Genomic DNA, 13705 nt, shown 5'->3' on the forward strand with positions numbered 1-13705 from the left:
TCATCGGTTCTTCCAACGATCAATCCATGAATCGTGACGAACCCGCCATCGCGGACCTCCGGCTGAGAATCACACTGCTGATTTTCAGCAGTTGGGCGATGACGCTTGTGGGTGGCTGGTGTTTACTCTGGGGATCTCTGGTTCTGCTCCTGCGTGCGACCGGCGGATGGCCTCGAACGACGATGGCTTGGGGCGCTCTCGGCATCCTGCCGGTGCTGCTGGCGGCAGGAGGGATCGCGTGGCGGCGGCGACCAAGCGCCTTTGCTGTGCGGGCGACGCTGGATCGTGTCAATAGCTGCGGCGGGCTGCTGATGGCGGCAGATGAAACCGCGATCGGCGAATGGCAGCGACGACTTCCCGCGCTAGCGGTGCCATCTTTGCGGTGGAACGCCCGCCGACCGGCGATTGTCATGCTGGCGGGTGTCGCCTTTCTCGCGGTTGGGTTCATCATTCCTCAGCGGCTCGTCGAATCGACCACCTCGCGACGACTCGATGTATCGCGGGATGTTGCTCGGTTGACCACCCAGATCGAGACGCTGGCGGAGGTCAAAATCCTTGAAACGCAGCAGGCACGTGCGCTTCAGGAAAAGCTTGAACAGATTGCGGGTGAGGCTTCGGGGCGTGATCCCGTCAAGACCTGGGAAGCCCTGGACCATGTGCAGGACACGCTGGCGCGCGCTGCCGCAGAAGCCGCTGAAAAAGCCACGGAGAAAGCCGGTTCACTGGCGGAGGGGCAGTTGCTGGCCGAAGCTTTGGAGAAAAGCGATCCGGTTCTCAATCCGGAGACGCTCAAGGAAATGTTTGATGAACTCAAAGACATCACGGAGCGCGCAGCCGAGGAAAATGAAGACCTGTTGCGCAACATCTCCCCTGAGTTGGCCGAAGCGATCCAGAACAGTGAATTGAGCGACGCCCAGCTTGACGAGGTGCGCGATCTGCTGAATCAATCGAGTGAGCGGCTCAGTGAGATGGCCCAAAAACTCGAAGCACTGGGACTCATTGATGCGGACCTTGCCCAACGTCTGCGGCCGGCTGACAGCAGTTCTGGAACTGACAGCGAAAGCGAATCATCCGCCGATGCTGCGCTGGAGCTGCGCGAATTCCTCAGCCAAAATCCCGGTATTCCCATCGATGAGGCAATCGTAATCATCCGTCAACCGGGTCGGGGCGGCATTGACCGTGGTCGCGGTGATGCGGAAATGACATGGAAGGATCCGTCATCGGAAGAGGGGGTGAAGTTCAAGGAGCAGGAACTTCCCCCGGCGAAACTCAACGCATTGAAAGATTCCAAGCTCTCGGCTATCAGCATGGCCGCACCGAAGGTTGACGAAAAGGCTGCTGGATCAAGCGGCGGAGCGTTAAAGGATGCCTCAGCAGGAGGCGGTGCAGCATTTACCCATACCGTCCTGCCGCGACATCAGGCCGCGGTGAAAAAATACTTCGAGCGTGAGGAAAAGGACGCGAAGAAGTGATAATTTGCCCGCAACTACCACTCGACCACTCGTTTTGATGAGGATGGATAACGATGGAAAACGGACTGCTGCAACCGGCTGATGTCGAGCCTGTGGCCAAACTGGCGCAACAGATTCTCATCCAGCTCAATCACGCGCTGCTCGGCCGGCCGGAATTACACCGGCTGGTGCTCACAGGAATTCTCAGCCGTGGCCACATTCTTCTCGAAGGGTTGCCCGGCGTGGGCAAGACCGCGCTGGTCAAGGCGCTCAGCGGTATGTTGTCGCTGAACTTCAGCCGGGTGCAGTTCACCCCCGATCTCATGCCCAGCGACATCCTGGGTACACACATCCTTCAGGAAACCGCGGCAGGCAGCGGTGGTGCAGGCAGTCGGCAACTGGTCTTTCAACCCGGCCCGATCTTCACCAACATCCTCCTGGCTGATGAAATCAACCGCGCCAGCCCCAAGACGCAATCCGCTCTGCTCGAAGCAATGCAGGAACAGTCCGTCACTCTGATGGGGACGACACGTCGTCTGCCCGAGCCGTTTTTCGTACTCGCCTCGCAAAACCCGATCGAACTTGAAGGAACCTATCCGCTGCCCGAAGCGCAACTGGATCGGTTTCTTTTCAAGCTCATCGTTACTGACGTAGGGGTAGATGTTCTGGAGCAGATCATCTCGACTCGAAGGCGCGGCGAACTGCCCGAAACCCACGCTGCCCTGACACCCGGTGACCTGCAGCGGCTTTTCTCCGTCATGGATCGTGTGTTCCTGCCGCGAGCCGTCTCTCGATACATTTCGCGGCTGGTGACGGCAACGCATCCGGGCACGGCTGAGGCAACCGAACAGGTCACAAAATATGTTTCCTATGGCGGTTCACCCCGCGCAGCCATCGCCATGGCAGAGGCCTCCCGCGCGTACGCTCTCATCGCCGGACGGCCGACGGTGGGATTTGAGGATGTGCGCGCCATCGCTCCGCATGTGCTGAATCACCGCATCATTCTCAATTACCAGGCCCGCTTTGACCGAGTGACATCTTCGGCTGTGGTTGAAGGTCTTCTCAAACAGCTTGACGAGGCGGGTCTGCAACTTCACGGAGAAGTCGAGCTTGCCGCAGCTCCACGTTAGCGCGCGGTGTCTGCGGTGCGGTTGAATCGCAAAAAACCGACTCGAAGCGACCGTTGGAACCCGTTTTATGCCTAAAAATCCCGCTCGTTTATTTCAGCCGGTCTTTTACGGGTTGTTCGTTGTAATTGCGCTGGTCATTCCCCTTTCGGCGCAAGCTGACAAGTTCGGAGAGATCTCGGTTAAAGTCGCCGCGCCGCCAAAGGCGGAAACGGAATATGGTTACGCCGAATATCGCGCGACGATCACCAACCATTCCACGAAGTCGCATGAGATTGCTATCTCCTTTGATGGTCGATACGGCAATGGAATGATTGAAAAGCTGTCGAAAACGACGGCAGTGCCGGCACAATCGACCGCCTCCGTGTCGCTTTTTCAGCCCTTCCTCCCGCTGGGTATCGAGCAAGTTAATGTCCAAATAGACGGGCAACAGCAGATAAATCCGATCACCATCAGCAACACATCTCATGGACGAAATCGGATAAGTTACTACTGGTCCCCAGCAAATCTGGGGATTGTGCTGGCGTCACGCGAGATCATGACACCGCTGGCGTCACGGATGAGTTCGACTTCGCTGCTCACACTCGTGCAAAACCCTGACGACGTGCCGCAGTGGAGCTCAAACTGGCTGGGCTATACGAGCTATACAGCCGTTGCACTGACCGGCCGAGAGTGGGAACGCATGCCGGAATCAGTGCGCACAGCAGTGAGGCGGTATGTTCTGGCGGGCGGGGTGCTGCTGATGCTCGATCCAGGTCGCTGGCCTTACTTTGGGGAGGAGACATCGTCAGATAAATCCTTGCCGTATGGTTTTGGTCTGATACTTCGAGGGCAGCCAAACGATATTTCCAACTGGTTGTCGGTCTGCGAGGCGACAGAATCACGTAACCGGAGCATGTGGTGTAACTTTACGATTGAGGAGTCACACTCGGTATTTCCAGTGATCAAACAGTATGGAATACCCGCGCGGAGCATATTGGCGCTGCTGGTGCTGTTCGCGTTGGTCATCGGGCCGCTTAACTTTGTCGTCCTTGCGATCAAGAAACGCCGCATGTGGCTGCTCTGGACCGTTCCGGCAATTTCGCTGGTGGCGTCGCTTGGTATTTTCATCTATGCCGCTTTGTCCGAGGGTTGGACCACCAAGGTTCGCTGTGAGACAGTGACCTATCTCGATCAGCGCAGCCACGAAGCGGCGACCTACGGATACCTGGGGGTCTATTCCACGTTCACACCGAGTGACGGGTTACATTTTTCACAGGAAACCGAAGTCTGGGCGGATCTCCAATCCGAGCATGATGACCCCCGTATGAGCCAGCGGACGATTGATTTATCACAGGATCAACATTTCAAAGCCAGCTGGGTCTCTGCGCGGGTACCCGCGTATTTCAAGGTGCGCAAGTCAGAAGCGTGCCGTCAGCGCCTGGTGACGGATCGCGAGCCTGACGGTTCTCTTTTCGTGACTAACGGCCTGGGTGCGACATTGATTGAACTGCACCTGACCGACAAAGACGGCCGGGGATACTCCGCATCGAACATTCGTGCCGGCGATCGAGTGAAGCTGACACCAATACCGGATCAGGAAAGCATCTGGAAAGCGGAAATACTCAGCGAGCTTATCGCTCAGGATTGGCGCAGCGCGATTTCATCAACGATGCAGGCGAGACCACGGTTGCACCGGCCCAATTCCTATGTGGCACTATTGGAGGGCACGCCTTTTATGGAGCAGCCTATGCCGGATGCCGCCGAAAATATCTCCCGATCTGCTGTCATTGGGGTGCTTGAGGACTGAGTTCCCTTTCACAGGGTATTTCGCTCATGGAAGTCAAGATCAATCAGCTCAAAAAATATTTTGGCACCACAAAGGCGGTGGACGGCGTAAGCTTCAGCTTCACCTCCGGACAGATTTTCGGCTTTGTAGGGCCGAATGGATCGGGTAAGACCACGACCATGCGCATCCTCGCGACACTCGACGAGCCGAGTGATGGCGACTGCTCCATCGACGGCATGTCCGTGCTTCAGGAACCGGAAAAAGCCCGTCACCTGATCGGATACATGCCGGACCTTCTGCCGACGCACCGTGATATCTCGGTTCACGACTACCTCGATTTTTTTGCTCGCGCCTATGCGATGCGCGGCGCAGCGCGACATCGAACGGTTCAGAGCATCGAGGAGTTCACCAATCTCGTCGGTATTCGTGACAAGACGCTCAAGGCACTGTCGAAAGGCATGAAACAGCGCGTGAGTCTGGCGCGGGCACTGATCCACGATCCTCCGCTGTTGATTATGGACGAGCCTGCGGCTGGTCTTGATCCCCGGGCGCGCATCGAGTTGCGCGAGCTGCTGAAGATCCTGGCCGGCCGGGGAAAAGCGATTCTCATCAGTTCACACATCCTGACCGAGCTTTCGGAAATATGCGACGGAGCGGTCATCATCGAGCAGGGACGGATGCTCCGCGCGGGAATGCTCCACGACATTCTGATGCAGAACGATACCGGTCAGTCATCACGGCGGACGATCATCATCCGACCGCTGGGTGAAGTCGGCCGGCTGCACAAGGCGGTGCTTCAGATCCCCGGTGTGGAGTCCGCGACAATCAACATGAATGTCGTCGAGGTCGATCTGACCGGCGGCGACGAGCAATGCGGCGAATTGCTGCACGCTCTGGTTGGTCAGGGATTCCGTATCGCCGAGTTCCGGCAACAGCGCGACAACCTTGAAAAAATCTTCATGGACGTGACCAAGGGAGAAGTGCAATGAGTGCCAGCACGATCATCAATTGGTTTGACGATGCTCTGAATCCGATCGTCATCAAGGAACTGCGGCAAGCGGTGCGATCACGGTTTGTGACGATTGTGCTGTCTCTGTTTCTGCTGCTGGCAGTGCTGATCGTTGGTACGGTTCTGCTGTCAAGCTCCCAGAGAATGCTCGATCCCTGGGCGGGGCGCGATGTGTTGATGGTGCTTCATGCAATCGTACTGGCGACCTGCCTGCTTTTTGTGCCGGCTTATACCGGCATTCGCATCTCGGCGGAGCGGTCAGACACCAATGTCGATCTGCTCTTTATCACCACGATCCGTCCCCGCTCGATCGTGTGGGGAAAATTCTGGTCCAGCACGCTGCTGGCAGGCCTGATTTACAGCTCTTGTCTGCCTTTCATGACACTGACCTATCTGCTCCGAGGTGTCGATTTGATCACGATGGTCGTCCTCGTGGCGGCGGATTGCGGCGTGATCATGGCGTCGATCATGCTGGCCATCTTGATCGGCTGCTTAGGGCTCAACCTCATCGTCAAGCTGATACTGGGGCTGGTGGTGATGTTTGGATTACTGGGTGCCTACATCGCAATGATGGAATTCAGCGATGATCTGCTGCGCTTTGGCGTCGGGGCGTGGCTCGGCGCAGATGGATTCCTGCTGATCGCGGGACTGTGGTTCAGCGGGTTTGTCGCGGTGGTCCTGCTCCTGGCGTTTCTGGCAATCGCCGTCATCAAGCCGGTATCAGCTAATCGCGCCTTACCCGTTCGTGTGCTGATGACGATTCTCTGGCTGCTGGGCTATCTTGTGATAGGAGTAATCAATTTCACCATTTCAGATATGGAGGGGGTACCGATATGGATCTGGTCATGTATCTGTCTCATACCCTTGGGGTTGAACCTGTTCGTCGCCACCGCGGAACGTAATACATGGGGCATGCGCGTGCGGAGGCAAATCCCGCGCAGCGCGCTGGGACGTGCCGTGGCGTTCCTGTTCTTCAGCGGTGCGGCTGGCGGCATTCTCTGGACCCTCATCCTGGCCGCCTTCACCTTGCTGGCTTTCCCGTTGTATTTCGGTCTATTTCTAAAAAATGCCAGTGGAATCGGTGGTTTCCCCGAATGGGTGTTGAAAGCAAACTGGGCCGCCGCGGTCACAGCGTTTTATCTGGTGGCCTATGCCTTAACCGCGGTCCTCATTCGCTCGTATCTGCTCCATCGGTGGTTCAAGCCAATCACGACACCAGTCATCGCCGCCGCATTGATGGCGATCTTCACAGTGGTGCCGATCATTATTGCCTTTATCTTCAGCTTCGATCCGTTTGACCAACAGGACCTCATCATGCTGGGTAATCCCCTGGCACCGCTCATTAAATTTGAAAGATCTATGGAGTACCTCTATGTGGCAGCGTGGGTGGCGATCCCCTGGGCGATCGTAGCTGCGGTTCTGTCGCTGCCGTGGATGAGACGACAGATGCGCGAATTCCGCAGGCCGGATCAGGTAACGCCGACGCCGTGAACCGGGAAACCGATCGGATGGACGAGGACTACCGAAAATCATTGGCGGAAGGAGAGCTTGTCGGTGCGCGCTACGCGCTTGCCGCACCGCGTACCGCCCCATTGGGGGTCGCCGGATCACAGCTCGGTCGTGCCGCGGGTAGCTCGCTGGAGTTCATGGACCACCGCGAGTACCAGCCTGGTGACGATCTGCGGCGCATCGACTGGTCCGCCTACGCCCGCACCGATCGATTGATCGTCAAGCTCTATCGGCAGGAGGTCAGCCCGCATGTTGACCTGCTCATGGATGGTTCACGGTCCATGGCCGTCACTCCCGCCAAGTCACGCTTCGTCCTCTCGCTGGCAGCGATGTTCGCCGGTGCAGCCGGCAACGGCGGGTTTACTCATCGCGCCTGGCTCGCTTCAGCCGGCTGTGAAGCGGTCGCCAACGGTGCGGAGCGCCCTGGGTCGTGGGATCGGATCGACTTTGACCATCGCGGATCCCTTACGTCCTCTCTTATGAGGACTCCGCCGCGATGGCGTCCCCGTGGCGTGCGCATTCTGATCTCTGATCTGCTTTTCCCCGCCGATCCGCTGGTCACCCTCTCGCAAATTTCGCATGGATCAGCCGCCTGTGTAGTGGTGCAGTGTCTCGCCGCGGCTGATATCGAGCCGCCCGCGCATGGAAATGTCCGACTGGTGGACTCTGAGACGCAGGTGATGCGTGAAGTATTTGTCGATGCCGCTGCCCAGGCAACCTATCGCGCCAACTTCACTCGCCATCAACAGAATTGGCATCTGGCCTGTCGTCAGACCGGTGCGATTTTCGTTTGTCTCATTGCTGAAAATGTTCTCAAGGATTGGAGTCTTGAGCCGCTCGTCGCGGCCCAGGTGCTGTCGGTCAACTAACTCCCGGAAGTCCGACCCACGGGCCAGATAACCCCGATACTCCCGACCGCGAATCTCCAGTTCGCAACGCCTTCTTAGAATTCCCGTGCCTTTTCTTACGTTTCCACTGGCTTTGTTCACCCTTGCCGCGGTGCCGACACTGGCCGCGATTTATTGGCTGCGCAACCGTTTCCGCCAACAACCCGTCTCAAGTCTGATGCTCTGGATGGACCAGCATCAAGCCCGTGAGGGCGGCCTGCGCGTCAAACGTATTCAGACGCCGCTCCTCTTTTTTCTGGAGATGGCGGCTCTGATTCTCCTCGCGATAGCGGCGACGGCTCCGCAGATTCTCTGGGGTTTTAACCCTCGACCGCTGGTCATCGTGCTGGATAACTCTTATTCCATGCGGGCGAAGGCCGGCACGGATGCCCGGACTGTGCGGGATCGCGCGCGTCAGGCTGTGGAGCGGGAGATCGATCGCGAGAGTGCCCGTGGGATGCGGATTATTCTCGCTGGCGAGGAACCTCGCGTGCTGGTCGATGCGGGACGGACACGCGCTGAAGCCGCGTCACGATGGGAGGAATGGAAATGTGATGCGGTCAAAGCAGACCTTGATCGCGCTCTGGCGTTGGCGGGGGAGTTGGGCGGGCCTGACGCGCGGATTCTGGTCGTCACTGATGTGCCGCCTTCGAGTCAAATCGAGGATGGCCGCGTCCGCTGGCTGGCGTTCGGAACGCGGGAGCCGAACGTGGCGATCGTGACCGCTGCCCGCACAAGGTTCGACAAGCGCGACCGCTGTTTGTTTGAGGTTGCGAATCTTGATCAGAATCCGCGCAAGGTTTCGCTCATCATCGAGCAACGATTCGCGGTCGGCGAAGGCAGTCCCGCCCCGCAAATGAGCCGCGTGGAGATGGATATCGCACCGGGAGCAACCAGTCGTGCGGTGTTGGAGGTGGATTCAAGGGTCGCTCAGGTATGCGGCAGGCTGGCGGATGATGCGCTGTCGCTCGATAACGAAGTAGTTCTTGTTCCGCCTCCTGATAAAAAAGTACGAGTTCAGGTGGCGATCACCGATCCGAAGCTCCGTCCGCTGGTCGAACTCGCCATTAAATCAACCGATGAAGCTATCCTCGTACCGTCGCGTGCGGATGTGATGATCAGCGACGCCTACGCTGCTCCTGTCCGTGGAACCTGGCAGGTGATGATTGAAAATCCTGTCGGTGACTCAGCCACGCCGTATGTCGGGCCGTTCGTCGTCAACCGCGCACATCCAGTCGCACGGGGTTTGACTCTCGATGGAATCGTCTGGAGCGGCCAGCCCCCGCTTACCGACGCTGCCGCCACTCAGCCGCATAACACAGCCTGGCCGATCATCTCCGCCGGCAACACGCCGCTGCTGACCGACGCGGAGCGTGCCGGTCGTGATCACGACCTTTGGCTCAGTCTGCGCAGCGAACTGTCCACGCTTACTCAGGCACCCGCGTGGCCGATCCTCTGGTGGAATCTCGTGCACTGGCGTGCCACAACACTTCCGGGACTGGATGACGCGACAGTCCACGTCGGCGGTGAAGTCGGGCTGGCGGTGCGTTCGGACGTGGAACAGATCGAACTGACGACTCCCAGCGGGGCAGTGCGGCGCTTTGCCGCAGACGATGGCCGTGTCACGATGCGCGCAGAGGAAACCGGCGTCTATCAAGTCCGGGTCGGCACAGCCGAGTACGCCTTTTCCGCTGCTCCGATGAATCGCGATGAATCCGACCTGAGTCGTGCCGCGACCAGCGCAGCCGGTGCTTGGGAGACGCGCGGCCGGATGTTGCCGGGATATCACGATCTGACTTGGCTGCTGCTGGTCTCAGCCATGTTGTGTCTGGCTGTTCACGCCTATTTTCTGAGTCGATCAGGAAGGGCGGCTCACGAATGACACTACTCTGGCCCGTCTATCTCCTGTTGCTGTTGCCGCTAGGCGTGATGATGTGGTACTGGCCGCAGCCCACCGCTGTCCTGCGGGTGTTGCGCGGCCTGACGCTGTTGTTGATCGTCCTCGCCTTGACCGGGTTGATGGTGAAGTTGCCGAGCCGGGCTGGAACCATCATCGTCGTGGCGGATCGCAGCGCATCGATGCCGGGTAATCACGCCGCATCGGAAAAAGAACTGATCGAGCTGATTTCCAAAGCTCGCGTCAGTGAGGACCGTGTCGGCGTGGTGACATTCGGTGAACACGTGAGGATTGAGCACTCACCCCAGACCGTGCCATTCACAGACTTTACGCAGGATGTCGGCGTCAATGGTTCGCGTCTGAGTGAAGCGGTGGAGAGGGCGCTGAGCCTGATCGAGCCAGGCACGCCGGGACGAGTCGTGGTGCTCAGTGACGGACGCTGGACCGGTACCGATCCGGTTTCCGTTGGTGCCTTGGCCGCCACACGCGGAATTCCCATCGATTTCCGAGAGATGGGGCGGACATCCGCTTCTGACACCGCTATCACACGACTGGATGCGCCGGTTTCGCTGGCTCCACGGGAAGCGTTCATGGTGACTGCGTGGGTACGTTCGCCGGTCTCGCAGGAGATCGTCTATGAACTGCGTCGCGGCGATCAGAGCATCTCACAGGGAAAGCGGCACGTTGATGCGGGAATCAGCCGTCTTATTTTTCGTGACATTGCCGAACAGCCGGGCACGCTTCAGTACTCGCTGAATGTCACCGGCCAGACGGACGATCCGGTGCCGGAGAACAACACCGCCCGATTGCTCGTCGGCGTCGAGGGGCCTCGACCGATGCTCTGTATCAGTGACTCGGCGGATGCGGGATATGCCTCGCTGCTCCGCGCCGGCGGCTTGAACATCACGATCCGCAAGCCAGCCGAAATGCGTTGGGATCTGGCGGACCTTTCAAACTTCACCGGCGTGATCGTGGAAAACATCCCCGCCGGCAAACTCGGCAGCGATGGCCTCAAAACACTGGCTGCCTGGGTCAGTGATGCCGGCGGCGGACTGCTGATGACCGGCGGGCGTCAGTCATTCGGCCCCGGCGGTTATTTCAAGTCGGCACTGGATCCGATTCTGCCCGTGTCGATGGAGCTTCGCCGGGAACATCGCAAACATTCGCTGGCGATCGTCGTAGCACTGGATCGTTCCGGCAGCATGGCGGTGCCGGTCGGCGGCGGACGGACCAAAATGGATCTGGCAGACCTGGGGACCGCGCAGGTGATTGACATGCTGTCGCCCATGGATCAGTTCGGGTGTATCGCGGTGGACAGTGCGCCGCATACGATCGTCGAGCTTTCCACGATGGATAACAAAGAGGCTGCGCGGTCGCGCGTCCTGTCGATCGATTCGCAGGGCGGAGGCATTTTCGTCTATGAAGCACTCGCCGCTGCGGCGAAAATGATCAGTGCTTCCGAACCGCAGACCAGGCACATCATTCTTTTCGCCGATGCCGCTGACGCCGAGGAACCCGGTCAGTACCGGGATCTGATTGATGCCTGCCGCAAAGCGGGCATCACGATCAGCGTGATCGGCCTTGGTACGGAGAAGGACAGTGATGCCGAGCTTCTCAAGGATGTCGCCCGGCGCGGCGAAGGACGAATCTTTTTTACCAACGACCCTGAGGAACTGCCGCGGCTGTTTGCTCAGGACACATTCGTGGTTGCTCGCAGTACGTTTGTCGATGAAGTCACCGGCGTGAGCACGACGGGCGTTCTCTCGTCGCTGACGGGTAAGACATTCACCGACCCGCCGCCGGTGGGTGGCTATAACCTCTGCTATCTTCGCGATGGTGCTCAATTGGCGGTCGTAACGCAGGACGAATACAAAGCTCCAGTCGTAGCCGCATGGCAGGCGGGAATTGGCCGCGCGACGTGTCTGACGCTTGAAGTCAATGGCGAGTTCACCGGGCCGGTACGCAGTTGGAAAGAGCTGGGCGATTTCCTGACGAGCCTGGCGCGATGGACTGGCGGAGCGCAGGGAAATCTACCCGAACACATGCTCCTGACACAGGATGTCGAAGGCGGTATTTGTCGGTTGGAACTGCATCTGGACCCGCAGCGCAAAACGGATCCCATTTCCAGTCTGCCTGTGGTGACGACATTGCGCGGTCATCCCGGTTCAAAACCCGCTACCGAGCGTGTAATGATGCGCTGGACCTCAGCCGACTCGCTGACTGCACAGATTCCGCTCTATGGCGACGAAACCGTCCTTTCGACCGTCAACGTCGAAGGCGCGGGGCTGGTCAGCATGGCTCCCGTGTGTCTGCCGTATTCACCGGAATATCGCCCGACGGATAATCGGCGCGGGCTGGTTACTCTGCGATCTTTAGCACGTTCAACCGGAGGACAGGAAATCATCAACGTCGCCGACGTCTGGCGCGATCTGCCGCGACAGCCGCGATTGATCTTTCTGACGCCGTGGCTGGCGATTGCCGCAGTTATCTGCTTGCTGCTGGAGGTGCTTGAGCGACGGACGGGGGTGCTGTCATCCGTGCAATGGGGCCGGCTGCGCGGTATGCGGCTGCGTCTCGATCGCGCAGAAAAATCACCACGTGACTCATCATCAACCGGGTCTCGAGAATCCACAACGTCAACCGGTGTTCCACGGATGCCAACCGCAGCCGAGTCTCCTGCGTCAGAAGCTTCATCCATCCGCGAAGATGCGCCGCAAGCTGACCTTAGTGACGTATTACAGGATGCACGCCGCCGTGCGCAAGGACGCATCAAGCGCTGATCGTCGTTCCATCGTTACAATTCCACACCTGATGATTGAAATGGTTTCGTTGCACCACGGCGTGATGTCGCGTGATAACTCGCGGCCTGTGCTGCATCGGCAGCAAAACGATCGGATTTAACTCATGGCTAAACGCATACGTATCGGACTTGTTGGCTGTGGTCGGCGGGGAAGTTATATCGCGTCACTTTTTCAGCAGCATCCGCTCGCACAGGTGACTGCATTGATGGATCCATTCCCGGCATGTACCGAGGAATCGGCCAGAAAACTGGGGCTTGCTGATGCAAAGATCTATCACGACTTCGATCGATTCCTGGCAGACTCGCCGACGGATGCACTGCTGATCGCATCGGACCCGCTTAAGCAGGTTGACCTGGCGTGTCGTGCGATGGAGACCGGCAGGCACGCCTGTACGGAAGTGCCCGCTGCATTCACCATCGACGAGTGCTGGCGTCTGATCCGAACCGTGAACAAGACACGGTGCAAGTATCAGCTTATGGAACAGACCCGCTATTGGGGATTCGTCGATGTGTGGCGGTGCATGGTCGAACGCGGTGAGCTTGGCCACGTATGCCTGGCGCAGGGTGAATATGTTCACTATGAACGGGACTGGAACTACTGGGTCGATCCGAAAACAGGCCAGTTCCACCGCCAGGTGACGAAACCCGCGAACAGCGACTTCGAGGCGACGTGGCGGCAAAAAGTATTCGGCGATCCGATCCTTTACCTGCCGCATACGCTCAGCCCCATGTTGAAGATGCTCGGCACACGGGTCCGTCGCGTTTCCTGCATGGGTACCCGGCCGGGAAGTTATTCCTATCCTGATGAGCCCAACAAGCTGCGCGATCTCGAGTACGCGCTGATGCACACGGAAAATGACAATCTCCTCTTGGTCGGGGCGGGTTTTTCCATGCCCCACGTCAAACGCGGCCCGCTGCATTCACACTGGTACGAGCTGCGCGGAACCAAAGGAAGTGTGACCTCGCCTCGCTATCCCGACGATCAATCCCGGCAGTGGAAAATTGGCGGAGAAACTTACGAGCCGTGTGAGTTTTCAACGACACCCGTGGACGCGACAGAGGAAGAATCCAAATCCGGCCACGGCGGTGCGGACTTCAAGCCGGTCGATACATTCCTGCGCGCCATTGCGAATGACACGACACCACCCGTGGATGCGGTGCTGACAGCAGAGATCACAGCACCGGCGATCCTCGCTGCCGAATCGGCTCGGCGGGGCGGTGCGTTGCTTGAATTACCGGATTTCCGTGCGGTGTGAT

General features: G+C 58.6%; 9 protein-coding genes. All 9 read left to right on the forward strand.

What is annotated here, in order from left to right; genetic code table 11:
- The first annotated feature begins 26 nt into the window (after positions 1–26).
- On the forward strand, positions 27–1472 hold the full coding sequence (locus tag IT444_05435) for a hypothetical protein (GenBank protein ID MCC7192208.1): 1446 nt from the start codon (positions 27–29) through the stop codon (positions 1470–1472).
- A gap of 53 nt (positions 1473–1525) precedes the next feature.
- Complete coding sequence (locus tag IT444_05440) at positions 1526–2581, forward strand: AAA family ATPase (protein MCC7192209.1); 1056 nt, start codon at positions 1526–1528, stop codon at positions 2579–2581.
- 67 nt (positions 2582–2648) lie between these two features.
- The gene (locus tag IT444_05445) at positions 2649–4367 is read left to right on the forward strand and encodes a hypothetical protein (GenBank protein MCC7192210.1); all 1719 of its coding nucleotides are present in this window, start codon (positions 2649–2651) and stop codon (positions 4365–4367) included.
- A gap of 26 nt (positions 4368–4393) precedes the next feature.
- On the forward strand, positions 4394–5335 hold the full coding sequence (locus IT444_05450) for an ABC transporter ATP-binding protein (GenBank protein MCC7192211.1): 942 nt from the start codon (positions 4394–4396) through the stop codon (positions 5333–5335).
- Entirely contained in the window at positions 5332–6846 is a 1515-nt protein-coding gene (locus tag IT444_05455) for a hypothetical protein (protein ID MCC7192212.1), read from the forward strand. Before IT444_05450 ends, IT444_05455 begins: the two co-directional genes overlap by 4 nt.
- Positions 6847–6863: 17 nt before the next feature.
- On the forward strand, positions 6864–7733 hold the full coding sequence (locus IT444_05460) for a DUF58 domain-containing protein (protein ID MCC7192213.1): 870 nt from the start codon (positions 6864–6866) through the stop codon (positions 7731–7733).
- Positions 7734–7818: 85 nt separating this feature from the next.
- The gene (locus IT444_05465) at positions 7819–9633 is read left to right on the forward strand and encodes a BatA and WFA domain-containing protein (protein MCC7192214.1); all 1815 of its coding nucleotides are present in this window, start codon (positions 7819–7821) and stop codon (positions 9631–9633) included.
- Positions 9630–12428, forward strand: coding sequence for a VWA domain-containing protein (locus tag IT444_05470; protein ID MCC7192215.1), 2799 nt, complete (start codon positions 9630–9632; stop codon positions 12426–12428). Before IT444_05465 ends, IT444_05470 begins: the two co-directional genes overlap by 4 nt.
- A gap of 124 nt (positions 12429–12552) precedes the next feature.
- Positions 12553–13704 (forward strand): Gfo/Idh/MocA family oxidoreductase, encoded by a 1152-nt coding sequence (locus IT444_05475; GenBank protein ID MCC7192216.1) that lies wholly within the window; start codon positions 12553–12555, stop codon positions 13702–13704.
- Position 13705: the final 1 nt, after the last annotated feature.

Source organism: Phycisphaeraceae bacterium (assembly GCA_020851465.1).
Classification (GTDB): Bacteria; Planctomycetota; Phycisphaerae; order Phycisphaerales; family Phycisphaeraceae; genus JADZCR01.